Here is a 24,260-nt window from a genome sequence, read left to right as displayed (position 1 = left end):
TTGCACATCTTTGCGCATCCCGGCGGAGTCCCGCCCAAATCACCCCCCTAAAGCATCTGCATCAGCCGTGCCTTTTCACCCATGTCATCAGGGCGCGAAATCGCCACCGCAAGATCCTCAAGCGAAGCAATGGAATGCCCTGCGCGAAAGCTGTCCACATGGGGCAGCATGGCGCGGATGCCGCTGGCCTTGGGGGCAAAGCCGTCCCAGCGCAGCAGCGGGTTCAACCAGATCAGACGGCGCGCCGACAGATGAATACGCTCCATCTCTTTTTCCAGCGCACCGGCATCGTCCCGGTCCAACCCGTCGGTGATCAACAACACCACCGCCCCCTGCCCCATGACCCGGCGCGACCAATCGCGGTTGAACGCATGCAAACAGGATCCGATCCGCGTGCCACCTTCCCAATCCTGTGCTTCGGCCCCGGCCGATTTCAGCGCTGCATCCACATCGCGCGTCGCCAGATGGCGCGAGATATTGGTCAGCCGCGTACCGAAGGTAAAGGCATGCACCTTGGCCCATCCCTGCCCCTTTTCATTTGCCACTGCATGCAGGAAGTGCAGCACCATACGGCTGTATTGGCTCATGGAGCCAGAGATGTCGCAAAGCACCACCAGATTGGGCCACCGCAGCCGCGGCTTGGCCTTGGCCAGCGACTGGATTTCTCCCCCCTTGCGCAAAGCATCGCGGATCGTGCGCCGCGCATCGAAATGCCGCCCCATGTTCGAGGCCATGCGCCGCCGCGACGCGATCGGTTTGACCGGCAAGGTCAGCCGCGCCAGCATCCGCTTGGCCTGCGCGATCTCCTCCGTCGACATCTGCTCGAAATCCAGACTGCGCAGCTTTTCCTCCGCCGACATGGTAAATGAGGCGTCAATCTCGATCTGGGTGCCGTCCTCTTCCTGCTCGGCTTCAGGCACCTCGGGCATCTGATCACCCAACAGAGCCTGCGCCGCGCGCTTTTCGGCAGCAACGGCCGAGCGGTCCTCCTGGACACCTCGGATGGCGGGCAGCATCAACGACATCATGTGCTCCAGAAAGCGGGGATCGCGCCAGTACAGGCGAAAGATCTGTGCAAAGACAACGCGATGCTCAGGCCGGTTCACGAAACAGGCGTGCAATGTCCAATAGAAATCCATCCGCTCGGTAAAGCCCGCCGCCTCTACCGCGCGGATGGCATCAATGACCCGGCCCGGCCCCACGGGCAGCCCGGCCCGCCGCAGCGCGCGCGCGAAATGGATGATATTTTGCGCAAGGCGCGGGTTTTCGGGAACCGTGAAAGGGGCGTATTCAACCATGACGGATCCAGTGGGGGCGCTGCCCCCACACCCCCGGGGTATTTTTGCATAGAAGAAGTCCAAGGGCGGCGCTGCACCGTCCATCGGCTTCTTCTTTGTTCAAATACCTCCGGGGGAGTCGCGCCTTGCGCGGCGGGGGCAGCGCCCCCTCCCCGGGTGCAAACAACGTGCCGCAATCGATCATCGCTCAGGCCGCCTCGATCGTGGCCTTGGCCTCATCCAGAATGCGTTTGGCCTCGGACCCTTCGATCTTTTGAATGTCGTCCTGATATTTCAGGATCGCCCCCAGCGTGTCGCTGATCACCTCTGGTGACAGATCCACCACGTCCAGCGCCAGCAGGCATTTGGCCCAGTCGATGGTTTCTGCCACGCCGGGTTTCTTGAAGATGTCCTCGGTGCGCAGTTCCTGCACAAAGGCCACGATCTGGCGGCTCAGTGTTTCCGACACATGCGGTTCACGCGCATTGAGAATCTCGACCTCGCGGTCAAAGCCGGGGTAATCGACCCAGTGGTACAGGCAGCGCCGTTTCAGTGCGTCGTGCACCTCACGCGTGCGGTTCGAGGTCAGGATGACGATGGGCGGTTCCGGGGCCTTGATGGTGCCGATCTCGGGGATGGTGACCTGAAAATCGCTCAATGCTTCCAACAGGAAGGCCTCGAACGGTTCATCGGTGCGGTCCAACTCGTCGATCAGCAGGATTGGCGCGCCGTTTTCATCCGGGCGCATGGCCTGCAGCAGCGGGCGTTCGATCAGGAAATCTGGGCCAAACAGTTCCCGGTTCAGCATGTCGCGATCCGCGCTGCCCTCGGCCTCGGCGGTGCGGATGGCGATCATCTGTGCTGGAAAGTTCCATTCATAGACCGCCGAGGACGCATCCAGCCCTTCGTAGCACTGCAGCCGGATCAACCGCCGGTTCAGCGAGGCGGCCAGCGCCTTGGCGATCTCGGTCTTGCCGACGCCGGCCTCTCCTTCAAGGAACAGCGGTCGGCCAAGGCGCAGCGCAAGAAACACCACCGTGGCCAGCGCGCGGCCGCAAACATAGCCGGTCTGGCCAAGGGTGTCTTGAACCTCATCAATGGATGCGGGAATGGTCATGGCAGTCCTCCTGCACCTCCTTTCCCAAGCGCAGGCACACCCGTCAATAGGACGGAAGTCACGCCTGCCACCCCTTGACGCCAGCACGGATTGACGGGGTGTCCACACAATGTCATGATTCGGGGTATAAAAGTCGGGACGAAACCCGGCCATCAGGCAGACGAGCAGACATGGTCAACACTGAGGCGGGCGCCACGCGGCGCATTACCGCTGTAACCTGCGTCAAGAACGAAGGCCCGTTCCTGCTGGAATGGATGGCCTTTCATCGCTTGCTTGGCGTGACCGATTTCCTGTTCTATTCCAATGACTGCACCGATGGCACCGATACCCTGCTGGACGCGCTGGCCGCCAATCCACGTCCCGAAACCGGGCGCGTGGTGCATTTGCCCAACCCCGCCGAGGGGCGCACCTATCAGATGGAGGCGTTGAAAGCCGCCGCCAAACAGCCCGTGGTACAGCAGGCCGATTGGGTCTGGATCGCCGATGTCGATGAGTTCCTGAACATTCATGTCGGTAACCACACCATCCCGGCGTTGATCGCGGCCTGCGGCGACCCGCAGGTCATCTCTGTCACCTTTCAGTTCTTTGCCAATGACAGCGTGGCCGATTTTGTCGACCGCCCGGTGATCGCCCAGTTCACCCGTTCGCACAATCCGGACCTGTGGTGCGCGGAGACGGCGATAGAGGTAAAAACCCTCGTCCGGGGTGACTTTCCCTTGCAGTATTTCGGCGCGCACCGCCCGTTTTTCCGCAAATCCCTGCCCGAGGACAAACACCCCCATTGGACCGATGGATCGGGCCGCAAGGTGCCGGGCAAGTTCCTGACCGCAGCCAACCCGCGCCGCATCCGAAAGTTCCCGGCAGCGGGCGCGCGTGAATTTGCCACGCTCAACCACTACGCCCTGCGTTCGCTGGACAGCTATCTGGTCAAGAACGACCGGGGTGACGTCAACCGTGAGGGGCGCGCCTTTGACGACGCCTATTGGCGCGAACGCAACGATGCCGCGTTCGAGGACCGCTCGATCCACCGCTATTTGCCGCAACTGACCGCTGCGCTGGACACGTTAAAGGCCGATCCGGAACTCGCCCGCCTGCACGGCAACTGCGTCCGCCTGCACCGCGAAAAGCGCGACGCCCTGATGCTGCAGCCCGCCTATGCCGAGATGTATGCCCATCTGGGCGCCCTCCCCGCCTTGCCCCCCGGTGAGGCGGAATTGATCGAGGCGTTGGGGTTATGAGCGTTCTGAATGTGAAACTGGTCAACCTCGGCCTGCCCAAGACCGGCACCACCACCCTGCATCACGCCTTGACGCAGGCGGGGTGGCGTGCAGCCGATCACAAGGTCCGGCGCATCCATGACCGCACCCCCGGCATGGGCGGCACCTATATCGCGCGCCAATTGTACAACGGGTATTTTGAGACCGGTGATCCGTTCCGCCATCTCGACGGGCTGTATGACGCGCTGACCGAAATCAGTGCGCTCAATCCGTCTGCGACGCTCTGGCCGCAGTGCGACTATGCAATGATCAAGGTCATGCGCCTCGCGCGTCCCGACATGCTGTTTGTCGCCACATGGCGTCCGGCGGCAGAGACCTCGGACAGTATGCGGCGCTGGAACAATCTGGGCGAGGACCGCCTGCCCGCTGGCCACATTCCCGGCTTGCCAGAGGGCTACGGCGCGACGGACCCCCAGCGGATCCGCTGGATCGAGGGACACTACGCCATGCTGCGCGACCTCTTCGGGGATGATCCGCGCTATCTGGAATTGCCGGTGGCGGCGGATGACGCGCGTGACCGGCTGGCGGCACATATCAAGATTGACCTGCCCTGGTGGGGCAGACGGAACGAGAACTCCGAAACGGGGCCGTCCGGCAAGAACGACAAGGCCGAAACGGCCAGAGGGGCAGCGTGATGCGGATCTATGTACATATCGGGCCGGATGGTCCGTCGACCGACCGGATACAACGGGTTCTGGATGCCAAACGCGGACGGCTAAAGGATGAAAACGTGCTCTACGCCCGTTCACCGGGGGCGCGGAACCACACCCGCCTGTTCATGGCGGTCAGCGACCCGGACCGCGCCGATGTCCTGCGGTTCAATCGCGGCGTGATGTTGCCGGAAAAGCAACAAATGCTGCGGGATGAATTGGCCAACCAACTGGCGCAAGAGGTCGCGCGCGACACGCCCCAGGTGCTGATCCTCTCGGCGCAGCAGTTGGGCACCTCGCTGTGCGACCGCTCGGCACTGGACCGCCTACGCGCCTTGCTGGCGCCGCTGTCCGACGACATCCGCATTGTCGCATGGCTGGACGAACCCGCCCGCGCGCTTGTCTCACGCTACGGTGCGCAGGTGCTGGACGGACGCGCGCGGGGATTAGACCTTGAACTGAACCTTGCAGATGTTGACGACTTCTGGGAGGCGGCGATGGACACGCGCCCCGACACTGCGCCGCTGGACGGCATGTTCCCAGAGGTACAGGGCGCGAATTTCTGGCTCGATTACAAACGCCTGCAATCGGAATGGGAGGCAGTCTTTGGCGCCGGTTCGGTCCAGTTCCGCTCAATCAACCGCGATACCCTGTGGTCTGAGGATGCGACGGACGAGATTTGCGCCGCCTTCGGCATCGACGCCCAGATCGGCAAAGCCGAGGCAGAGGAGCTGCCGCGCCTGCCCTCTGCCCCGTGGCTGACCCGCGCGCGTCAGTTCAACGACGCCGTGCTGCGCCTGCTGGACCGGCAGGACGTGCTGTTGCCGCGCCCCCTGTGGCGCAAGCTTTTGGGAGAGATCAAGGTGCCCGGCGGCCCGATCCTTGCCGGGTCGCTGTCGGCTCTGTCCATGCGGTTTGAGGATGACATCGCTGCACTCTGCGCCGAACATCCCGCGATGCACCCCGACGATATGGAGGCGGACCCAATCTGCGGCGACTGGGTCGAGGCGGACCCGACACGCGGCTTTCGCGCAACGCAGTACCTCATGGCCTTCCGCTGGCGCATTGCGCAGGGCGACAAGGACGAACGCGCGGCGCGCGCCGCCGAACTGGCGCACCTGAAGGGTGAACCCCTGGACCTGCCCGACGCCCCGGCCCTGACCGAAAGCGCCGAGGATGCCCTGCCCGCGCGGGCCAAGCAGAACTTTGTCCGCCTCCACGGGTCTCCTTACGCGCCGCACAACAAACTGGGCCGCGTCAATGAGGAAGAACTCGCCGCCGCCTTTGCCCCCGCCCCCCGCCGCGTCCTGCCGCAGGGGTCTACCGGCAATGTCATCGTCGGCTGCATGAAAAACGAAGGCCCCTATATCCTTGAATGGATTGCCTATCACCGCGCCGTGGGCTTCGACAATTTCCTGATCTACACCAACGGCTGTTCCGACGGCACGACAGAGATCCTCGACCGCCTGCAAGAGCTGGGCGTCCTTCAGCACCGTGACAACAACGGCTGGTCCGGAAAATCGCCCCAGCAACACGCGCTGGACGCCGCGCTGGATGAACCTGTGATCCAGCAGGCCCAATGGATCGCCCATATCGACGTCGATGAGTTTGTGAACATCCGCTGCGGCAACGGCACGTTGGCAGAGGTCTTTGACCGCGTCCCCGACGCCACCAATATCGCGATGACGTGGCGGCTGTTCGGCCACAACGGTGTGCGCCGCTTTGAGGACCGTCTGGTGATCCAACAATTCGACACCTGCGCGCCGAAATACTGCCCCAAGCCGCACACGGTCTGGGGCTTCAAGACCCTGTTCCGCAATATCGGTGCCTATGAAAAAATCTCCTGCCACCGGCCAAACAAGCTGGCCGAGGGGTTTGAGGACAAGGTGAAATGGGTCAACGGATCGGGCCGCGACATGACAGAGGCGGCGCTGCGCAACGGCTGGCGTAGTTCCAAACGCACCATCGGCTATGACCTGATCCAGCTGAACCACTACGCCCTGCGCTCTGCTGAAAGCTTTCTGATCAAACGGCAAAGGGGCCGCGCCCTGCACGTCGACCGCAACATCGGGCTGAATTATTGGATTCGCATGGACTGGTCCGTCCACCGCGACATCACCATCAAGCGCAATATCCCCCGCGTCCGCGCCGAATACGACCGGCTGCTGCGCGACGATGCGCTGCGCGCGGCCCACCATAGGGCGCTGGAATGGCACCGCGCCAAGGCGGCGGAACTGCACGGGATGCCGGAATTTGCCGATCTTTACCGGCAGGCGCTGGCGCTGGACCTGACAGAAACCGAACGGGTGGCCTATGCGCTGGCCCTGGACATGGAGACGTGACGATGGACGGCGCAACCCCGGCACCCCGCGACCCCTTTCTGCATTCTCGCGGGCTCAAGATCCCCAAACATCCGCAGATCACGCGTGGGCGCATGCGCGGCGCGTTGAAACAAGGCATCTATGAACGCAAGGAATGCGACGCCGTCATGCGCGTGGTGCGTGAGGGGGACCGCGTTCTGGAACTGGGCGGCGGCATCGGCTACATGTCGACGCTGCTGTCGGTGAAGAAAAAGGTCGCCCGCGTTGTCAGCTATGAGGCAAACCCGGCGCTGATCCCTTACATCCGCTCTGTGCACGCCGCCAACGACGTCACCAACGTCGACCTGCGCAACGCGCTTTTGGCCCCCGAACTGGGCGATCCGGTGCCGTTCTATGTCCGCCAGAACTTTCTCGGCTCCTCGATGGACCGCGACGCCGACCCCGATACGGTGATCGAAGAGGTCAAGGTCATGCAGCACGCCATCAACCCGGTTCTACAGGCCGAAACGCCGGATGTGCTGGTCTGCGACATCGAAGGCGCAGAAGCGCATCTGCTGCCCGCCGCCGACTGGTCCTGCCTGCGCGCGGCGGTGATCGAACTGCACCCGCAGTGGATCGGGCAAAGCGGCGTTCAGGCGGTGTTTGACTGCATGCAGCGCGCCGGGCTGACCTATTTCCCCAAGGCGTCCGAGGCCAAAGTCGTGACCTTCCGTAAGGGTTGGTAATGACGCGAAACGATTTTTCGACGAAAAATCGGCTCACCGTGGAGACAACAGCGTGAAAATCACCGCCGTCCTGTGTGTCCGCAATGAGGGCGCGTTCCTGCTCGACTGGCTGGCGCATCACCTTGCCTGCGGCGTCACCCATGTGGTGGCCCTGTCGAACGATTGTCAGGACGGCACCGACACGATGCTGGACCGGCTGGCGCAGGTTCTCCCGCTGACCCATATCCGCAACGATGGCCCCTATGATGACCGGGGCATCCAGTTCACCGGGCTGAAACGCGCGGATCAGACCGACGCCGTGCAAGGCGCCGACTGGCTCTTGCCGCTGGACATCGACGAATACGTCAACGTCCACACCGGCGACCGCACCCTGCCCGCGCTGATCGCCGCCCTGCCCGACGCCACCGCCATCACCCTGACTTGGCGGCTGTTCGGCAATGCAGGCGTGGCGCGCTACACCGATCACCCGATCACTGAGCAGTTCACTAAGGCCGCCCCCGTGGTCATGCACTGGCCATGGCGCGCCGCGATGTTCAAGACGCTCTACCGCAATGACGGCACTTACAAGAAACTGGGTGTCCACCGCCCCCGCGCGCCCGATCCGACACAAATCGACAAGGCACGCTGGTTCGACGGCGAGGGCCGCGAGCTGGACGCCCAATTCCGCACCCGCCGGATATTCTCGCAATACGGCCGCTCTAACTACGCCTTGGCGCAACTCAACCACTACGCCCTTGGCGCGATGGAAAGCTATGTCCTCAAGGCCGACAGGGGGCGCGCGGTGCATTCTGACCATGCGCTTGGCATGGACTACTGGGTCGAACGCAACTGGAGCGTTGAGGAAGACACCAGCATTCAGAGCCTTGCAGGCGTGGCCGAACAGCGTGCCACCCTTGCCGCTGACCCCGAACTGTCGCGCCTGCATGCAGCCGCCGTCGCATGGCGCAAGGCCCGCTTTGACACACTCTTGGCTCAGGAACCTTTTCGCGCGCTGTTTGCCCGCCTGCTGATGACGCCACCATCCCGCCCCATTCCAATCAGGGCGGCGCGGTTTCTGGCGGGGCACGCGACCCGTGCCCGAAAGGCGGGCGACGCCGCCTCTGCCTTATAAGGCTCCACTGCAACCCATGCCCGGAATCCGGCACGTTGCCTCGGAAGCGACATGCGTCACAAGAAACAGGACACACAGATACATTTTTTCGCGGTCAAGAGTTGAACCCAAAAAAAATTGAACACTTTATCAACGCATTAATCCATAGCGATTCCAATGGAGGCTTAAATGCCCACTAACTATGAAGCCGAAGGCAACGTCTTGCTCTCAGGCGTCTCATTCAACGGGCCCGAAGGTGCGCCCGGCACCAGTCTCAACTGGACCGGACTGTTTAGCGCCGATGACACATCGGGAACGATTGTCGATCAGGACGACGACGGCGCGCTGGACGCGGGTGTTGACACCTTCCCCGGCGGCACGTTCACGGGCTACACGATCTCGGGCGGGGACGGTGTCGAATACCCGGTCTTCACCGATGGTGCCGGAACCTATGCGCTGATCATCCCGAATGCGACCACCCAGACACAGGTCGCATCTTCGGGTACATCCAACGACTTCCAGTCCGAGACCAGCGACACGAATGTGTATCTCTGCTTTGGCCAGGGCACGCTGATTGCCACGCCCGACGGCGACCGCGCCGTTGAAACACTGTCGATGGGCGATCTGATCCTGACGGCGGAGGGCACCGCCGTTCCTGTCAAATGGGTCTGGACACAAACCGTGGCGACCCGCTTTACCCCGGCGGACCGCCTGCAACCCGTGCGACTGCGCGCCGGCGCGCTAGGGGATGGCCTGCCGCTGCGCGACCTGGTGCTGACCGCGGACCACGCACTGCTGATCGACGATATGCTGATCAATGCCAGCGCCTTGGTCAACGGTTCCACCATCGACTGGCAACCGCTTTCCGAACTGGGCGACAGCTTTGCTGTGTACCACATCGAAACCGAAGGCCACGAGATCATTCTTGCCGAAGGCACCAAGGCCGAGACGTATATCGATCATGTCGGTCGCCGCAGCTTTGACAATTACGCCGAATACATCGCGCATTTCGGCACCGAACAATCGTTTGTGGAAATGCCCTATGCGCGGATCAGCGCGCGTCGGCTGCTGCCCCCGGCGCTCAAGGCACGGCTCGACGGCCAGCGCGCCGCCTGAGCCACACGGACTGACCGCAGACAAGGATGCGCCGCTCGGAAACGGGCGGCGCATTCGATTCTGCCCCGCGCTTTCCGCCTCTTTCTTTTCGTCCCTCTCGGGCCACGGCCCACCGTGTTGTCACTGCGCGACCACATTCTTGCCCAAAAGCCGGGACATTATTTCCCCCAAATGCGTGCCAATTTTGGTGCAAAGTGAGGATACTCCATCAATGGAATCGCAGACCAAAGGATTCGCCCCCGATCTCAGCAACCAGCCACGCGGAGAGTGGCTGGCAACGCTGCGACGGATTGGCGAGGAATACGGGTTTGCCGAACCGATGGGCAAAAGCCACGCGGCGATCTTTGTCGAAGAGGGCGACACGCTGGTCGTCGCGTTTGAGACAATGTCCGGTATCGAAGCCCTGTCAGAGACGCGCACCCCCATCGGCTTCGACATGGTCAACGCCAATGGCTGGTCCTCGCTGTCGCTGCTCAGCCACGGGGATACATGGTTCCGCGATGAACGCGTCTATGCGTTTTTCGACCAGCTTCAGGACGATGGCTTTTTCGACGAATTCGAAAACGTGCTGTTTTACGGGGCCGGTCCCTGTGGCTATGCCGCCGGGGCCTATTCCGTCACCGCACCCGGCGCGCGGGTGCTGATGCTGCAACCGCAGGCCACGCTGGACCCGCGCGTGGCCGAATGGGACGACCGGTTCGCCGAAGAGCGCCGCCGCGATTTCACCTCGCGTTATGGCTTTGCGCCGGAAATGATCGACGCCGCCGAACGGGCCTATGTGATCTACGATCCGCGTGAACGGCTGGATGCGATGCACTCGGCGCTGTTCGCACGGCCCAACGTCACGCGCTTGCGCGCGCCCTTTATGGGTGGTGCGTTGCAATCGGATTTTCGAGCGCTTGACCTGTTGCCGGGGATGTTGACCTCTGCCGCCGAGGGCCGATTGGACACCGCTTTGTTCGCGTCCATGCTGCGCGCCCGGCGCAACCACCCGCCCTTTTTGCGCCGCCTGCTGGCGCGGCTGGATGCCGATGGACGCGACGGTCTGGCACGTCTCTTGTGTCAGAACGTGGTGGGCCGGATGCCCGCCCCGCGTTTTCGCCGCCGTCTGACGGAACTGGAGGCCGGGGACGACACCGCCCGGACAGCAGACACCGGCTGAGTCCACTGGCGCGCGCCCGGTCCGCATGCTAACCGCAAATTTATGGATAGCATCACCCTTCGCCGCCCCGACGACTGGCACCTGCACCTGCGCGATGGCGCAATGCTGGCCGGAATTGCCCCCGAAAGCGCGCGCCACTTTGGCCGCGCCATCATCATGCCCAACCTCGTGCCGCCGGTGGTCACCGGCGCACAGGCACAGGCGTACAAGGACCGCATTCTGGCCGCCCTGCCTGCGGGCAGCGGCTTTGCCCCGCTGATGACGCTGTACCTGACAGAGGAAAGCGACCCGGCGGACATCGTCGCCGCGCATCAAAGCGGGCTGATCACCGCCGTGAAACTCTACCCCGCCGGGGCCACCACCAACTCCACCTCCGGAGTGCGCGACTTTGACAAGGTGCGCCCTGTGTTGGAGGCGATGGCCGAGAATGGCATCCCTCTGTGCGTGCATGGCGAAGTGGTCGATAGCGACATCGATATCTTTGACCGGGAGGCGGTGTTCATCGACCGCGTGCTGGACCCGATCCGCCAGCGCACCCCGGGCCTGCGCGTCATCATGGAACACATCACCACCTCGCAGGGCGTCGACTATGCCCGCGCGGGCGGAGATGATCTGGGCGCGACGATCACCACGCATCACCTTGTGATCAACCGCAACGCCATTCTGGTCGGCGGGATCAAGCCGCATTACTATTGCCTGCCGGTTGCCAAACGTGAGGAACACCGCCTTGCCCTGCGCGCCGCCGCGACTAGTGGCGACGCCAGCTTTTTCCTTGGCACCGACAGCGCCCCGCACATCGATCCGCTCAAGGAAAACGGCTGTGGCTGCGCCGGATGCTTTACGGCAACGAACACCATGTCGATCCTTGCCGAAGTGTTCGAACAGGATGGTGCGCTGAACCAGCTGGAGGCGTTCGCCTCGCTCAACGGCCCGGCCTTTTACCGCCTGCCGTCGAATGACGACACCATCACACTGACCAAAGGCGCGCCCGTCACCTATCCGGCCAAGATCGAAACCGGCGATGGGCCCGTCACCGTTTTTGATCCGATGATGCCGCTGCACTGGCGCGTCGCGGACTGACCCGCGCGACCCCAACCGCAACGCCGCCTTTCACCGCGCAAAGGCGGCGTTGAACCAATTGCAACCGGCCCGGCCATCGCCCTTGAAAACCGTGCCCGAAACCCGTTATTGCGGCGCGACCCCCCAGCCCGGAGCGCCTGCCATGATCCCCTCGTCCTACCCCCCCGCCGAAGAAATGGCCCGCCTGACCGCGCGCATGTTGTGGGAGATCGAGGCGGTGAACTTCATGACCGACGAGCCGTACAAGCTGGCCTCTGGTCAGCTTTCGCCGGTCTACATCGACTGCCGCAAACTGATCTCTTTCCCGCGCATCCGCTCGACCCTGATGGATTTCTTGACCGTCACCGTGATGCGCAACGCGGGTTTTGAGGCTTTCGACAACATCGCCGGGGGCGAAACAGCCGGTATTCCCTTTGCCGCGCTGGTGGCCGAACGCATGGCCCTGCCGATGACCTATGTGCGCAAGAAACCCAAAGGCTACGGCAAAAACGCCCGCATCGAGGGTGCCATGTCCGAGGGTGAGCGTGTGCTGCTGGTCGAGGATCTGACCACCGATGGCGGATCAAAGATCAGCTTTGTCGACGCGATCCGCGACACTGGCGCCACCTGCGCCCATACGGCGGTGATCTTTTACTACGGCATCTTCCCCGAGACGACCAAAACACTGGGCGATCACGGCGTTGCCCTGCACCACCTGTGCACCTGGTGGGAGGTGCTGGCCGAAGCGCCGGAAAAACACGCCGGCGTCCTGTCAGAGGTCGAGTCGTTCCTCAAGGACCCGCACGGCTGGCGCGCGGCCCGCAGCGAAACCTGACCCGACGACAGCGCTGACATCTTGTTGGTTGAACGTGACAGGAAGATCACAGGGCCGGCTCAGCCGCACCAGATGTTGACGGCCGACCGACCTAAATGCCAATATCCAGTGACCTGACTTATCAACAGAGATATACAGTCTGCCCGTCGCCGACGCCCGCTGATAGGGCATCTGTCTACGCAGCAGGGGATGGAAATGAACGAGATCGCAACGATCAACCCGACCGGAGTCGAAATTCAAGCGGCAGACACCATGCCCAATTCGATCGAGGCAGAGCAGCAGCTACTGGGCGCGATTCTTGTCGAGAACGACACCTATGATCGCATCGCCGCCATCATCGGCGCGCATCATTTCTACGACCCGGTCCACGCCCGAATCTTTGAAATCGCCGCCGCCCGTATCGCCAAGAACAACCTTGCCTCTCCGGTCACGCTCAAGGCGTTCATGGAGGATGACGAGGGCCTCAAGGAACTGGGCGGCCCGGCCTATCTGGCGCGTCTGGCGGCCTCTGCCATCTCGACCTTTGCGGTGCGCGACTATGCGCAGATGATCTATGACCTTGCCGTGCGCCGTGACCTGATCCGGCTGGGCAAGAGCATCTCGGACAAGGCAGCCAAGGTCGATGTGGCGTCAGAGCCGCGCGAACAGATCGTCGAGGCGGAACAGGCGCTGTACAAACTGGCCGAGCAGGGCCAGACCGAAAGCGGTTTCCAAAGCTTTCTCAAAGCGGTCACAGAGGCGGTCAATGTCGCCAACGCCGCCTATCAGCGAGAGGGCGGGCTGGCTGGTATTTCAACCGGCCTTGACGACATGGACAAGAAACTGGGCGGCCTGCACCCGTCTGACCTGTTGATTCTTGCCGGACGTCCGTCGATGGGCAAAACCTCATTGGCCACCAACATCGCCTTCAACATCGCCAAGGCCTATAAGAAGGGCCAGAAACCCGACGGCTCTATTGGCGCGACGGACGGCGGCGTGGTCGGCTTTTTCAGTCTTGAGATGAGCGCCGAACAGCTTGCCGGTCGTATCCTTGCCGAAGCGTCGGAAATCAGCTCGCACAAGATCCGCCAAGGCGACATGGATGAGACAGAGTTCCGCCGCTTTGTGCAGGCCGCCAAGGATCTGGAGGCCTGCCCGCTGTATATCGACGACACGCCTGCCCTGCCGATCAGTCAGGTGGCCGCCCGCGCGCGGCGTCTGAAACGGACCCACGGGCTGGACCTTGTGATCGTCGACTACCTGCAGCTGCTGCGCGGCACCGCCGAAAACCGGGTGCAGGAAATCGGCGAGATCTCCATGGGGCTCAAGGCCATCGCCAAGGAACTCAACATCCCGGTCGTCGCCCTGTCCCAGCTGTCGCGTCAGGTCGAAAACCGCGAGGACAAACGTCCGCAACTGTCGGACCTGCGGGAATCAGGCTCGATCGAACAGGATGCGGACGTGGTCATGTTCGTGTTCCGCGAAGAATACTACGCCGAGCGGGAAAAACCCTCGGACGACCGGCTGGACGAAATGGCGGCGTGGCAGGACCGGATGAGCCGCCTGCACGCCAAGGCCGAGGTGATCATCGGCAAACAGCGCCACGGTCCTATCGGCACGGTTGAACTGTCGTTCGAGGCGCAATTCACCCGCTTTGGCAATCTCGTCAAACCTTGGCAGCAGGATGGCCAACGGGACATGTGACGGCCAAAGGGGCATACCCGCTCACAGCCACAGCGCCAGCCCCAGATAAAAGCCAAGTTCCGCCAATTGTTGCGCCCCGCCAAGGCAATCGCCGGTATAGCCGCCGATGCGGTTGATGCTCCAGACGCGGAACGCCTGCCCCAACAGCACCGCCCCGGCAAAGCCGCAAAGCACCGCACCAATCCCCGCCACAAGGGTCAGCGGGATCAGCGCCACCATCGTCAGGGTCAGCGCCACGCGGTAGCCGTCAGGCGTGACCTTGGGGACAAATTTCTGCATGCCCTCGCTGCGGGCATGCACAGTGGTCCCGGTCACATGCACACAGGCCATGCGCCCGGTGGCATGTCCCGCCACCAGACCCGCCGCCGCCAGCCCCAGTGGAAACCCCGCGATCAGCGTCACTTTCAGCGCCAGCACCATGCCCAACGCCAGCGCGCCGTAAACCCCAAAGCGCCGTTGATCCATCAAGGCGATGATCTCGGCACGGTCGCGCCCGGTGGTCAGCGCCTCGACCGCGCCGACCAATCCGGCCTCGTGAAACGCCCCGGTCACCAACAGCGTGGCGGCCACCGATAGCAGCACCGCCACCATGCCCGGCGGGACGGGCATCGCCGCCCACAGCACCAGCGCCCCCAACAGCCCGACCAGCGTGCCGACTCCCGTATGGTACTTGACCGCGCGCACCATCAGATCATCCGACTCGGGCAAGGCCCGCGGCACCGGCAGTGCTGTCAGATAGCGCAGCGCCAGCCAGAACAGATCCGCCTCCAACCGCAGCACATTGCGCATGAACTTTCCTCCGTATCGGACCACCCAGATGCAGCATAAGCGGCAACTGACCGCCGGCAAGGCCACCGGCGCGGCGATTTCGCGCTTGACCCTGACCGGGAACCTGAGAAACACCTGACCCCATGGCACAGGCACAGCTTTCCATCGATCTCACGGCGCTGCGCGCCAATTGGCGCAGCCTTTCAGAGATGGCGCAGGCAGAGACCGGCGCCGTGGTCAAGGCGGACGCCTATGGCCTTGGCGTCGAACAGGTCGCCCCGGCGCTTGCGGCAGAGGGCGCGCGCCGCTTTTTCGTGGCCATCGCCGAAGAGGGCGCAGAGCTGCGCCGCATCCTTGGCCCCCGCCCTGAAATCTGCGTGTTTTCCGGCCATATGGCCGGAGACGCTGCGCTGATCCGCGACGCGCAACTGACCCCGATGATCAACTCCATCGACCAGATGTTGCGCCACGTCGAGGGGCTGCCCGGCCACGCCTTTGGCATCCAGTTGGACAGCGGCATGAACCGCCTCGGGATGGAGCCCGCCGAATGGCGCGCCCTGCGCGGCATCGCGCTGGCACAAAAACCCAGCCTGATCATGAGCCATCTTGCCTGCGCCGATGAACCCGCGCACCCGATGAACGCCCAGCAACTGCGCAGCTTTGTCGACATGACCGACGGCATCGACGCACCGCGCTCGCTGTCGGCCACGGGTGGCGTGCTGCTGGGACCGGATTATCATTTCGACGTTACCCGCCCCGGCATCGGCGTCTACGGCGGCCTGCCGTTTCTTGACGCGCGCCCGGTGGCTTTCGTCGATCTGCCCGTGATCCAGATCCGCGAGGTTCTGCCGGGCGAAACCGTGGGCTACGGCAACACATGGACGGCGGAACGCCCGTCCCGCGTCGCCACAGTCGCGGCGGGCTATGCCGATGGCATCCTGCGCAGCATGGGCCATCAGGCCCACCTTTGGGCCGGAGAGACCCGCTGCGCCGTGCTGGGCCGCATCTCGATGGACCTGATCGGCATCGACGTGACGGATGTCACCGGCGACCCGGACACGCTGGAACTGCTCGGCACCCATCAAAGCATCGACACACTGGCCGACTGGGCCGGCAGCATCGGCTATGAGATCCTGACCTCCCTCGGTGCGCGCTACAATCGCAGCTACACCGGCGCATGAGCCTGCTCGCCCCCCTCGGCGCGCTTGGTCGCGCCACCCTGTTGCTGCTGGCCATGGTCGGACGTGTGGCACTGTTCGCCTTCAGCGCGCTTAGCCATATTCTGCGCCCGCCCTTTTACGGCCGCGAATTTGGCGCAGCACTGATGAACGTCGGCTGGCTTTCGCTGCCGGTTGTGGGTCTGACCGCCATCTTCACCGGCGGCGCACTGGCGCTGCAAATCTACTCCGGCGGCGCGCGTTTCAGCGCCGAGGCGGTGGTGCCCCAGATCGTCGCCATCGGCATCGTGCGCGAACTCGGCCCTGTGCTTGTGGGCCTGATGATCGCCGCCCGTGTGACCTCCTCCATCGCCGCCGAAATCGCCACCATGAAGGTGACCGAACAGATCGACGCGCTCGTGACCCTATCCACCGACCCGATGAAATACCTCGTCGCGCCCCGCGTGCTGGCGGCGCTGATCGTGGTGCCGCTCTTGGTGGCCGTGGGTGACGTGATCGGCATCTTCGGCGGCTACGCCGTCGCCACCGGCACTCTGGGCTTCAACGCCGCGGCCTACCTCAAGAACACCGTCGATTTCCTTGAGCCGCTGGACATCATCTCCTCGCTGGTCAAGGGCTGCGCCTTTGGCGGGCTGGCGGCGCTGATGGGCTGCTATTTCGGCATGACCTCCGGGCGCGGTGCGCAGGGCGTGGGCCGCGCCACCAAAGGCTCGGTCGAGGCCGCCGCCATCCTGATCCTCGCCGCCAACTTCCTGCTCACGGGGGCGTTCTTTTCGCTATGACCCTGCACACAGCCCCATTCGGCTTCTTCTCTGTCAAAATACCCCATAGCCCCGCCGCCAAGGGGCGCAACGCAAAGGCGGCGCGATGATCGACCTGCACGGCGTCACCAAGGCGTTTGGCCCCAACCGCGTCCTGCGCGGCGTTGACCTGACCATCGAACGCGGCACCTCCATGGTGATCATCGGCGGCTCGGGCACCGGCAAATCCGTGCTGCTGAAATGTATCCTCGGGCTTGTGGCCCCCGACGCGGGCACCATCACGCTAGAGGGCACGGATGTGACCAAAACCGACCGCGACGCCTTTCTGGCACGCTTCGGCATGCTGTTTCAGGGGGCCGCGCTGTTTGACAGCCTGCCGGTCTGGCAAAACGTCGCCTTCCGCCTGCTGCAAGGTCACGACCGCCTGCCCAAACCAGAGGCCCGCGAGCGCGCCATCGAAAAACTGCGCCGTGTCGGACTGAAACCCGACGTGGCCGACCGCCTGCCCGCAGAACTGTCCGGCGGGATGCAAAAACGCGTGGGCCTTGCCCGCGCCATCGCCGCCGATCCCGAAATCATCTTCTTTGACGAACCCACCACCGGCCTCGACCCGATCATGGCGGGCGTGATCAATGAGTTGATCCGCGAAATCGTCACGGAAATGGGCGCCACCGCCATGACCATCACCCATGACATGACCAGTGTGCGCGCCATCTCGGACCGGGTGGCCATGCTGCACGACGGCGTCATCCAGTGGACCGGCCCGGTGTCGCAACTGGACAGCAGCGGCGACCCCTATGTGGCCCAGTTCATCTCTGGCAGCGCCACCGGCCCGATTGAGGCCGTCCGGTGAGCCTGCCATTTCAACCCGACCCGGTGATCCTGTTCTTTCTGTTCGCCAAGAAATTCCTCTACCTCGAAATCCTGACGGTACTGGCCGCGCTCCGCCTGTTTCTGGGCCGTGGCCTGTCACGCTGGCCCGCTCTGGCGGTCTTTGCGCTCGCGCTCGGTGGCGTTGTCACCGTATTCGCCCCCGCTATCGGCCTGAATGACGGCCCGCTCTACGCCTCTGCCGCGCGCGTAATGGCAGGACAGGGCGGCATCACCGCGCTGCTGGTGCCCTCGGCGCTGTTTGTGCTCAGCGCCCTGTCCCCCGACGCGCGCGGACGCTGGATCGACGTGGTTCACGGGCTGATGCTGCTGGCATTGCTGGGTCTGTGGTGGTGGGTCTCTTGACCAATTGGCGGCATCACCTGCGCTGGCTCAACCTCGCGCTGTTCCTGCTGTACCCTCTGTCATGGTACGCGCCGCTGTTGCGCGCGGGCTTTATGCCGCTGTTTGGCCTCAGCGAAATCAGCATCCTGTCGGGCCTGCAATCGCTGTGGAAATCCGACATCTTTCTGGCCCTGATCGTGACCCTGTTTGCGCTCTTTGCACCGCTGATCAAAACGCTGGGGCTGGCGCTGGTGCAGTTCGACCTGCTCGACCGCCGCAGCCTGCCGGTGCTTGAGATCATCGGCAAACTGGCCATGGCCGACATCTTTCTGATCGCGCTTTATATCACCTTGTCCAAGGGCATGGGCGTGGGCCGCGTCGAACCCGCGTGGGGGCTGTACCTGTTCACCGCCTGCATCCTCACCTCGATAATGCTGGGCTTCATCGAAAAGCGCCGCACACCGGAACCTTCTTTGTAAAAAGACCCCGGTGACAGACCAAAGGCCGAGGGGGTCATTGGCCTCCCGCCCGCGATGGGGCATAAGCCGCCCTGCCCCGGATGGGGCTTAGGCGACCCTGCCCCGACGCCCCCGACACTCACGGAGTCTCCATGGCCAAAGCCACCGCCCGTTTCGTCTGTCAGTCCTGCGCCGCCACCACCACCAAATGGTCGGGGCGCTGCGAAACCTGCGGCGAATGGAACACCATCACCGAGGAAAAGCCCCTCAGCCAGGGACCATCGGGCAAGACCTTGGGCAAATCGCGCGGCCGCGCCGTCGCCTTGACCGATCTCTCCGCCAAAGAGTCACCGCCGCCGCGCACCGCCTGCGGTATGGATGAATTTGACCGCGTACTGGGGGGCGGGCTTGTGCCCTCCAGCGCGGTGCTGATGGCGGGTGATCCGGGCATCGGCAAATCCACCCTGCTTTTGCAGGCCGCCGCGGCCTTTGCCAACGCCGGGTTAAAGGTCGTCTATATTTCGGGCGAAGAGGCCAGCGCCCAGATCCGCTTGCGCGCCCAACGGTTGAATTTGGCAGAGGCGCCTGTGAAACTGGCGACGGAAACCAATCTGCGCGACATCCTGACCACGCTTGACGAAACCCGCCCCGATCTGGCGATCATCGATTCGATCCAGACCATGTGGGCCGACAATGTCGACAGCACCCCCGGCTCTGTCAGTCAGGTCCGCGCCGCGGCGCATGAGCTGACCACCTTCGCGAAAAGCACCGGCAGTTCCATCATGATGGTCGGCCACGTCACCAAAGAGGGCCAGTTGGCCGGTCCTCGTGTCGTCGAACACATGGTCGATACGGTGCTGTATTTTGAGGGTGAGCGCGGCCACCAGTTCCGCATCCTGCGCTCGGTCAAGAATCGCTTTGGTCCCACCGATGAAATCGGCGTGTTCGAGATGACAGGCGGCGGATTGTCAGAGGTCGCCAACCCCTCGGCGCTGTTTTTGTCCGAACGCGGCCAGCCCGCGCCGGGGTCGGTGGTCTTTGCCGGGGTCGAGGGCACGCGCCCCCTGCTGGTCGAGCTTCAGGCGCTGGTCTCTCCCAGCCCGCATTCGCAGCCGCGCCGGTCGGTCGTGGGCTGGGACGGTAGCCGTCTGGCGATGATTTTGGCGGTTCTCGAATCGCGTTGCGGCATCCCGTTTGCGGGGCTGGATGTTTACCTGAACGTCGCGGGGGGGATGCGGGTCAGCGAACCCGCCGCCGATCTGGCTGTGGCCGCTGCGCTACTTTCCGCGCGCGAGGACGCTGCCCTGCCCCCCGATACTGTCGTTTTCGGAGAAATCAGCCTATCAGGGAGCCTGCGTCCCGTCGGCCAGTCGGAAAACCGATTGAAAGAGGCGCAGAAACTTGGTTTCTCCAAGGCGATTCTGCCGCAAGGGGGCAAGGCCACGGCATCGGACGGCATGGCGCTGTCCCGGATGCCCGACCTGACCACCTTCGTCGGCGAGGTCTTTGGCGCCGGGTAGACCCGGCAGAACCGCTATGACAGGCAGAACACGGGCCGCGCGCGGCCAGGCGACAAGAGGCGAGTGAGGCAGATGGACGGGTTTACAATCGTTGACGGCGTGGTGGGCGTCATCATTCTGCTATCGGCCCTGCTGGCCTACTCACGCGGGCTGGTGCGTGAGACGATGGCCATTCTAGGCTGGGTCGTGGCCGCGGTGGTGGCCTTTCTCTTTGCCGATCAGGTGCAACCGCTGGTCAAGGAAATCCCCGTCATCGGCGAATTTCTCGCCGACAGCTGCGAACTGGCCGTGATCGCCAGCTTCGCGGCGATCTTTACCGTCGCGCTGGTGGTGGTCTCCCTGTTCACCCCGTTGTTTTCGTCCATCATCAAACGCTCGGCGCTGGGTGGGCTGGATCAGGCGCTTGGCTTCTTCTTTGGGGTGGCGCGCGGCATCCTGCTCGTGGCCATCGCCTTTTTCGTCTACGAGACCGTGATCACCGCACAGGACATCACGATGATCGACGACTCGCGCTCTGCGGCGGTGTTTGCCCAGTTCACCGACCGGATCGAGGAACAGAACCCCGAACAGGCGCTTGGCTGGATCACCGCACAATACGAACAACTGGTCAGTGTCTGCGACGCCCCGTAATAAAACGCAGGCCGAAACACATGGCATCGCGCTCTGACTAAATGATGTAATCGTTTCGTGACATTCGTGCCCTCGGGCACTACACCATGCTGCACATGCACAACGGATTCGGAGCTGCCCCCTTGCCCGACGCCATATTTCCTCCCGCCCATCCTTTTGACTTCGACGCGGTCCGCGATCCGGACAACGACGACAAACTCAAGGAGGAGTGCGGTATCTTCGGCGTCGTCGGCGTAGCCGACGCGGCGAACTTCGTAGCCCTTGGCCTCCACGCCCTGCAACACCGCGGGCAAGAGGCCGGTGGCATCGTCGCCTACCATCCCGACTTGGGCGGATTTAACTCCGCCCGCCGGTTCGGCTATGTGCGCGACAACTTCACCCGCCAGTCGCTGATGGACACGCTGCCCGGCCAACTGGCCATCGGGCATGTGCGCTATTCCACCGCCGGATCCAAGGGCCAGACCCAGATCCGCGATGTGCAGCCCTTCTTTGGCGAATTCTCCATGGGTGGCGCGGCGATTGCCCACAACGGCAACATCACCAATGCCGACGCCCTGCGGCGTGAGTTGATTGAGCGCGGATCGATCTTTCAGTCCTCGTCCGACAGTGAATGCATCATTCACCTGATGGCACGCTCACTCCAGCGCGACATCCCATCCCGGATGGAGGACGCCCTGCGCCGCGTCGAGGGCGCGTTCAGCGTTGTCGCCATGACCCGCACCAAACTGATCGGTGTCCGTGACCCTCTGGGCGTGCGCCCGCTGGTGCTGGGCAAGGTCGCGGATGGCTGGGCGCTCAGCTCTGAAACCTGCGCACTGGACATCATCGGGGCGGAATTTGTCCGCGAAATCGAACCGGGTGAAATGGTGGTCATCACCGCCAATGGTGGCGTCGAATCGCACTTCCCCTTCCGCCGCGCCAAATCGCGCTTCTGCATCTTTGAACATGTCTATTTCTCGCGCCCCGATTCGATCATCGGTGGTCGGTCCGTCTATGAGACGCGCCGCCAGATCGGTGTCGAACTGGCGCGTGAGGTGCCGGTGGATGCCGACCTCGTCTGCCCGGTCCCCGACAGCGGCACCCCCGCCGCCATTGGCTTTGCCCACGAATCCGGCATTCCCTACGGCATGGGCATCGTGCGCAACCAATACATGGGCCGCACCTTCATCGAACCGACAGAGCAGATCCGCAACATGGGCGTGCGCCTGAAACTCAACGTCAACCGCGCCCTGATCAAGGGCAAGCGGGTGATCTTGGTCGACGACTCGGTTGTGCGCGGCACCACCAGCCGCAAGATCAAGGAGATGATCCTTGATGCTGGCGCCGCCGAGGTCCACTTTCGCATCGCATCGCCCCCGACAGCATGGCCCTGTTTCTACGGCGTCGACACGCCCCAGCGCGAAAAACTGCTGGCCGCGACCATGTCAGAGGATGAGATGTGCGAACATCTGGGCGTCGACAGCCTGCGCTTTATCTCACTCGACGGTCTTTACCGCGCCGTGGGCGAGGCCGAAGGCCGCAACGCCAAGTGCCCGCAGTATTGTGACGCCTGCTTCTCTGGGGAATACCCGGTTGAACCGGCCGACATGATCCAAAAGGGCTTCCAGATGAAGGCGGCGGAATAAGCCGCCTCTCCCTCTGCGTGCCACGATAATCGGCTCATCCGCACCCAAGGGTCGGCGGGTGGGCGCCTTCGGCCCGCAGGCCGAACAGAGCCACACGGCGACCACAGGCCAAAAATCGCCTGCACATGACCCGCCGCCAGCCATCCGCCGCGCATCCTCCCGGCCCCTCTTTCGCCTGATGCTGCACCGCAGTATGCGCCGCTCTTCAACAACCCAGTGAAGAGCCATGGCCCAAGAAACCCCAACCCCCGAAGCCGTCATATCGGCAGCCACCCGCCCGGCAACAGCCGATCTCACAGGTCTCATCCTGCTGGGCACCTTCGGCTCCGGCGATGCGCCCAAGGCGCTTGTGCGCACCTCGCGCGGCAAGGTGCAAATGCTCAAGATCGGCGATCAGATCGGCCGCGATCCCGTCATCGCGATCGAGGACGGGCGCTTGGCGCTGGCCCAAAAGGGCGAAACCCGCTGGCTGACACAGCCCGTGGCGCAATAACCCGGCTAGCTTGTCACCGCCCGGCAGCGCGTCCAACTGACCGGCGCGCTGCCGTCGATGCTATAGCGCACTTCCTCTTCGGACAGTTGCTCCAGCACAATGGCCGCCCCCGCGTTTGGGCCGCCTTCGGGCATGATGAATTCATAGCGGTGGCGGCTGTAACGCCCGTCCGTTTCAATTCCCGATGGGGCCACCACCCGGTTGTCGCGGATGGTCAGGCTTTGCCCGTCGGGCGAACACCACTCTCCGCTGATTTCATCCGCCAGCGCCGCACCCGGCCCCAGCAGCGCACACAGACCCAAGACCCGTTTGACCATTGCTTCCCTCCTGAAAGCTGCCTCACCAGCATGACGCAGCAACGCCGACCTGCCCAGCCCCTTGACCACACCGGCAAAGCGCCGCACATCCCCATCATGAATATTCTTGATCTTGATGCCCGCTGGCGGCGCTTTAATGATGACACCCGCTCCTGCCCCTGTTGCGGGCGACAGTTCAGCGGCATCTATGACATCGGTTTCGATGCGCCGGATGACTGGGCCTATGGCCCCCGCATCGACGACGCCGACCTTGAGGTAGGTGAGGATCGCCTCGGGGCGGAATTCTGCCGCATCGCGGGCCGCTATTTCCTGCGCTCCGTCCTGACGCTTCCCCTGCGCGGCAGCGATGAGGTTTTCGCCTTTGGCCCATGGGTCGAGGTGCCAGAGCCGGTGTTCCGCGCCTATCTCGCCACCATCGACGACCCCGCAGCGCCCTTTCCGCCCGCCGACGGGCTGCTGGCCAACACCCTACCGCAATTTGAGGATGAGCAAGGCACAGCCGTGACGCTCACCCTGCCCGATCCCACGCAGCGCCCGCAGATGACCGTGACCGAGGGGCCCCTGGCAGAGGCACAAGCGCAAGGCATCTCCTTCGACGACCTGCTGGACCTCTACGCCGCCTTTGGCGACGACATCCGCCCCCATCTGACGGCGGATTGATCCACCCGCGCCCACGCCCCGCCGCGGGCCCAGACCAAACAACGGCCTGACGGCCAACACCCTCCGGTCACGTCCCCCTCGCCATCCCCCTGCGGGGCAATCCCGATGCCTTTCCCGATCCGGCTCGCCACGCATTGGCCCCCTCGGGTTTCTTCTGTCCAAAAATATCCCGGGGGAGTCGCCCGCAGGGAGACGGGGTCATGCTGCAAGCATACCTTTGGCATGACGCCCCCATACGCCGGTCGCGGCTCAGAGCCTGCGCCGAAAATCTCGTTTCATAACATATCCCGACCACGCGAAGGCTGCGGCAGGCCCCTCACGCG

Annotated in this window: 24 protein-coding genes; 20 read left to right on the top strand and 4 right to left on the bottom strand. The window is 63.6% G+C overall.

What is annotated here, in order from left to right:
- Positions 1-47: 47 nt before the first annotated feature.
- Together ANTHELSMS3_RS14020 and ANTHELSMS3_RS14015 are read right to left on the bottom strand one after the other, a co-directional pair.
- On the bottom strand, positions 48-1,298 hold the full coding sequence (locus tag ANTHELSMS3_RS14020; protein WP_094035411.1) for a vWA domain-containing protein: 1,251 nt from the start codon (positions 1,296-1,298) through the stop codon (positions 48-50).
- Positions 1,299-1,485: 187 nt separating this feature from the next.
- A complete protein-coding gene (locus ANTHELSMS3_RS14015; protein ID WP_094035410.1) occupies positions 1,486-2,394 on the bottom strand; it encodes an AAA family ATPase in 909 nt (302 codons plus the stop codon).
- Positions 2,395-2,564: 170 nt separating this feature from the next.
- On the opposite strand from ANTHELSMS3_RS14015, the gene ANTHELSMS3_RS14010 reads away from it, so the two are divergent.
- From ANTHELSMS3_RS14010 to ANTHELSMS3_RS13965, 10 genes are all read left to right on the top strand, one after another.
- On the top strand, positions 2,565-3,632 hold the full coding sequence (locus ANTHELSMS3_RS14010; RefSeq protein WP_094035409.1) for a glycosyltransferase family 2 protein: 1,068 nt from the start codon (positions 2,565-2,567) through the stop codon (positions 3,630-3,632).
- Positions 3,629-4,306: a sulfotransferase family protein gene (locus ANTHELSMS3_RS14005; protein ID WP_254694743.1), complete on the top strand. Its 678-nt coding sequence runs from the start codon at positions 3,629-3,631 to the stop codon at positions 4,304-4,306. The genes ANTHELSMS3_RS14010 and ANTHELSMS3_RS14005 overlap by 4 nt, the downstream gene beginning before the upstream one ends.
- Positions 4,306-6,663, top strand: coding sequence for a glycosyltransferase family 2 protein (locus ANTHELSMS3_RS14000; protein ID WP_094035408.1), 2,358 nt, complete (start codon positions 4,306-4,308; stop codon positions 6,661-6,663). The genes ANTHELSMS3_RS14005 and ANTHELSMS3_RS14000 overlap by 1 nt, the downstream gene beginning before the upstream one ends.
- Before the next feature lie 2 nt (positions 6,664-6,665).
- Complete coding sequence (locus ANTHELSMS3_RS13995) at positions 6,666-7,367, top strand: FkbM family methyltransferase (RefSeq protein WP_094035407.1); 702 nt, start codon at positions 6,666-6,668, stop codon at positions 7,365-7,367.
- Positions 7,368-7,419: 52 nt separating this feature from the next.
- Positions 7,420-8,478, top strand: a complete 1,059-nt coding sequence (locus tag ANTHELSMS3_RS13990; protein WP_094035406.1) for a glycosyltransferase family 2 protein — start codon at positions 7,420-7,422, stop codon at positions 8,476-8,478.
- Between the two features lie 168 nt (positions 8,479-8,646).
- A complete protein-coding gene (locus ANTHELSMS3_RS13985) occupies positions 8,647-9,573 on the top strand; it encodes a Hint domain-containing protein (protein ID WP_094035405.1) in 927 nt (308 codons plus the stop codon).
- Between the two features lie 211 nt (positions 9,574-9,784).
- On the top strand, positions 9,785-10,735 hold the full coding sequence (locus tag ANTHELSMS3_RS13980; RefSeq protein WP_094035404.1) for a phosphoadenosine phosphosulfate reductase: 951 nt from the start codon (positions 9,785-9,787) through the stop codon (positions 10,733-10,735).
- A 42-nt stretch (positions 10,736-10,777) separates the two neighbouring features.
- Entirely contained in the window at positions 10,778-11,815 is a 1,038-nt protein-coding gene (gene pyrC / locus ANTHELSMS3_RS13975) for a dihydroorotase (protein WP_094035403.1), read from the top strand.
- 142 nt (positions 11,816-11,957) lie between these two features.
- Positions 11,958-12,629, top strand: a complete 672-nt coding sequence (locus ANTHELSMS3_RS13970) for an orotate phosphoribosyltransferase (protein ID WP_094035402.1) — start codon at positions 11,958-11,960, stop codon at positions 12,627-12,629.
- Between the two features lie 195 nt (positions 12,630-12,824).
- The gene (locus ANTHELSMS3_RS13965) at positions 12,825-14,312 is read left to right on the top strand and encodes a replicative DNA helicase (RefSeq protein ID WP_094037132.1); all 1,488 of its coding nucleotides are present in this window, start codon (positions 12,825-12,827) and stop codon (positions 14,310-14,312) included.
- A gap of 21 nt (positions 14,313-14,333) precedes the next feature.
- Here the strand turns inward: ANTHELSMS3_RS13965 and ANTHELSMS3_RS13960 are convergent, their stop codons facing one another.
- The gene (locus ANTHELSMS3_RS13960) at positions 14,334-15,101 is read right to left on the bottom strand and encodes an adenosylcobinamide-GDP ribazoletransferase (RefSeq protein ID WP_094035401.1); all 768 of its coding nucleotides are present in this window, start codon (positions 15,099-15,101) and stop codon (positions 14,334-14,336) included.
- A gap of 122 nt (positions 15,102-15,223) precedes the next feature.
- Here ANTHELSMS3_RS13960 and alr point away from each other — a divergent pair, with 122 nt between their 5' ends.
- The 9 genes from alr to ANTHELSMS3_RS13915 all read left to right on the top strand — a co-directional run bounded on the left by alr (position 15,224) and on the right by ANTHELSMS3_RS13915 (position 22,960).
- Positions 15,224-16,261: an alanine racemase gene (gene alr / locus ANTHELSMS3_RS13955; RefSeq protein WP_094035400.1), complete on the top strand. Its 1,038-nt coding sequence runs from the start codon at positions 15,224-15,226 to the stop codon at positions 16,259-16,261.
- Entirely contained in the window at positions 16,258-17,040 is a 783-nt protein-coding gene (locus ANTHELSMS3_RS13950; RefSeq protein WP_094035399.1) for an MlaE family ABC transporter permease, read from the top strand. Before alr ends, ANTHELSMS3_RS13950 begins: the two co-directional genes overlap by 4 nt.
- A gap of 85 nt (positions 17,041-17,125) precedes the next feature.
- Complete coding sequence (locus ANTHELSMS3_RS13945) at positions 17,126-17,872, top strand: ABC transporter ATP-binding protein (RefSeq protein ID WP_094035398.1); 747 nt, start codon at positions 17,126-17,128, stop codon at positions 17,870-17,872.
- Entirely contained in the window at positions 17,869-18,255 is a 387-nt protein-coding gene (locus tag ANTHELSMS3_RS13940; protein WP_094035397.1) for a hypothetical protein, read from the top strand. The genes ANTHELSMS3_RS13945 and ANTHELSMS3_RS13940 overlap by 4 nt, the downstream gene beginning before the upstream one ends.
- Positions 18,252-18,713 carry a paraquat-inducible protein A gene (locus ANTHELSMS3_RS13935; RefSeq protein ID WP_254694742.1) on the top strand — a complete coding sequence of 154 codons (462 nt, stop codon included), beginning with the start codon at positions 18,252-18,254 and terminating at the stop codon, positions 18,711-18,713. The genes ANTHELSMS3_RS13940 and ANTHELSMS3_RS13935 overlap by 4 nt, the downstream gene beginning before the upstream one ends.
- A gap of 131 nt (positions 18,714-18,844) precedes the next feature.
- Positions 18,845-20,212 carry a DNA repair protein RadA gene (gene radA, locus ANTHELSMS3_RS13930; protein ID WP_094035396.1) on the top strand — a complete coding sequence of 456 codons (1,368 nt, stop codon included), beginning with the start codon at positions 18,845-18,847 and terminating at the stop codon, positions 20,210-20,212.
- 72 nt (positions 20,213-20,284) lie between these two features.
- Positions 20,285-20,842 carry a CvpA family protein gene (locus tag ANTHELSMS3_RS13925; RefSeq protein ID WP_094035395.1) on the top strand — a complete coding sequence of 186 codons (558 nt, stop codon included), beginning with the start codon at positions 20,285-20,287 and terminating at the stop codon, positions 20,840-20,842.
- A 122-nt stretch (positions 20,843-20,964) separates the two neighbouring features.
- Entirely contained in the window at positions 20,965-22,467 is a 1,503-nt protein-coding gene (gene purF / locus ANTHELSMS3_RS13920) for an amidophosphoribosyltransferase (RefSeq protein ID WP_439098650.1), read from the top strand.
- Between the two features lie 226 nt (positions 22,468-22,693).
- Positions 22,694-22,960, top strand: coding sequence for a hypothetical protein (locus tag ANTHELSMS3_RS13915; RefSeq protein ID WP_094035394.1), 267 nt, complete (start codon positions 22,694-22,696; stop codon positions 22,958-22,960).
- Between the two features lie 5 nt (positions 22,961-22,965).
- Here the strand turns inward: ANTHELSMS3_RS13915 and ANTHELSMS3_RS13910 are convergent, their stop codons facing one another.
- Complete coding sequence (locus tag ANTHELSMS3_RS13910) at positions 22,966-23,277, bottom strand: hypothetical protein (protein ID WP_094035393.1); 312 nt, start codon at positions 23,275-23,277, stop codon at positions 22,966-22,968.
- A gap of 96 nt (positions 23,278-23,373) precedes the next feature.
- Between ANTHELSMS3_RS13910 and ANTHELSMS3_RS13905 the strand changes: the two genes are divergently transcribed.
- A complete protein-coding gene (locus ANTHELSMS3_RS13905) occupies positions 23,374-23,937 on the top strand; it encodes a DUF2199 domain-containing protein (protein ID WP_157733513.1) in 564 nt (187 codons plus the stop codon).
- The last annotated feature ends 323 nt before the right edge of the window (positions 23,938-24,260 follow it).

Source organism: Antarctobacter heliothermus (genome assembly GCF_002237555.1).
Classification (GTDB): Bacteria; Pseudomonadota; Alphaproteobacteria; order Rhodobacterales; family Rhodobacteraceae; genus Antarctobacter; species Antarctobacter heliothermus_B.
The sequence above is the reverse complement of the archived record's forward strand: the minus strand, read 5'-3'. Positions and strand labels throughout refer to the sequence as shown.

What these genes read in the sequence shown, in the direction of transcription:
- alr (WP_094035400.1), top strand. Translation starts at nt 15,224, where the DNA reads ATGGCACAGGCACAGCTTTCCATCGATCTCACGGCGCTGCGCGCCAAT.
- ANTHELSMS3_RS14000 (WP_094035408.1), top strand. Translation starts at nt 4,306, where the DNA reads ATGCGGATCTATGTACATATCGGGCCGGATGGTCCGTCGACCGACCGG.
- pyrC (WP_094035403.1), top strand. Translation starts at nt 10,778, where the DNA reads ATGGATAGCATCACCCTTCGCCGCCCCGACGACTGGCACCTGCACCTG.
- ANTHELSMS3_RS13915 (WP_094035394.1), top strand. Translation starts at nt 22,694, where the DNA reads ATGGCCCAAGAAACCCCAACCCCCGAAGCCGTCATATCGGCAGCCACC.
- ANTHELSMS3_RS13985 (WP_094035405.1), top strand. Translation starts at nt 8,647, where the DNA reads ATGCCCACTAACTATGAAGCCGAAGGCAACGTCTTGCTCTCAGGCGTC.
- ANTHELSMS3_RS13970 (WP_094035402.1), top strand. Translation starts at nt 11,958, where the DNA reads ATGATCCCCTCGTCCTACCCCCCCGCCGAAGAAATGGCCCGCCTGACC.
- ANTHELSMS3_RS13980 (WP_094035404.1), top strand. Translation starts at nt 9,785, where the DNA reads ATGGAATCGCAGACCAAAGGATTCGCCCCCGATCTCAGCAACCAGCCA.
- ANTHELSMS3_RS14015 (WP_094035410.1), bottom strand. Translation starts at nt 2,394, where the DNA reads ATGACCATTCCCGCATCCATTGATGAGGTTCAAGACACCCTTGGCCAG.
- ANTHELSMS3_RS13910 (WP_094035393.1), bottom strand. Translation starts at nt 23,277, where the DNA reads ATGGTCAAACGGGTCTTGGGTCTGTGTGCGCTGCTGGGGCCGGGTGCG.
- ANTHELSMS3_RS13925 (WP_094035395.1), top strand. Translation starts at nt 20,285, where the DNA reads ATGGACGGGTTTACAATCGTTGACGGCGTGGTGGGCGTCATCATTCTG.
- ANTHELSMS3_RS14005 (WP_254694743.1), top strand. Translation starts at nt 3,629, where the DNA reads ATGAGCGTTCTGAATGTGAAACTGGTCAACCTCGGCCTGCCCAAGACC.
- radA (WP_094035396.1), top strand. Translation starts at nt 18,845, where the DNA reads ATGGCCAAAGCCACCGCCCGTTTCGTCTGTCAGTCCTGCGCCGCCACC.
- ANTHELSMS3_RS14020 (WP_094035411.1), bottom strand. Translation starts at nt 1,298, where the DNA reads ATGGTTGAATACGCCCCTTTCACGGTTCCCGAAAACCCGCGCCTTGCG.
- ANTHELSMS3_RS13960 (WP_094035401.1), bottom strand. Translation starts at nt 15,101, where the DNA reads ATGCGCAATGTGCTGCGGTTGGAGGCGGATCTGTTCTGGCTGGCGCTG.
- ANTHELSMS3_RS13995 (WP_094035407.1), top strand. Translation starts at nt 6,666, where the DNA reads ATGGACGGCGCAACCCCGGCACCCCGCGACCCCTTTCTGCATTCTCGC.
- ANTHELSMS3_RS13905 (WP_157733513.1), top strand. Translation starts at nt 23,374, where the DNA reads ATGAATATTCTTGATCTTGATGCCCGCTGGCGGCGCTTTAATGATGAC.
- ANTHELSMS3_RS13945 (WP_094035398.1), top strand. Translation starts at nt 17,126, where the DNA reads ATGATCGACCTGCACGGCGTCACCAAGGCGTTTGGCCCCAACCGCGTC.
- ANTHELSMS3_RS13965 (WP_094037132.1), top strand. Translation starts at nt 12,825, where the DNA reads ATGAACGAGATCGCAACGATCAACCCGACCGGAGTCGAAATTCAAGCG.
- ANTHELSMS3_RS13950 (WP_094035399.1), top strand. Translation starts at nt 16,258, where the DNA reads ATGAGCCTGCTCGCCCCCCTCGGCGCGCTTGGTCGCGCCACCCTGTTG.
- ANTHELSMS3_RS14010 (WP_094035409.1), top strand. Translation starts at nt 2,565, where the DNA reads ATGGTCAACACTGAGGCGGGCGCCACGCGGCGCATTACCGCTGTAACC.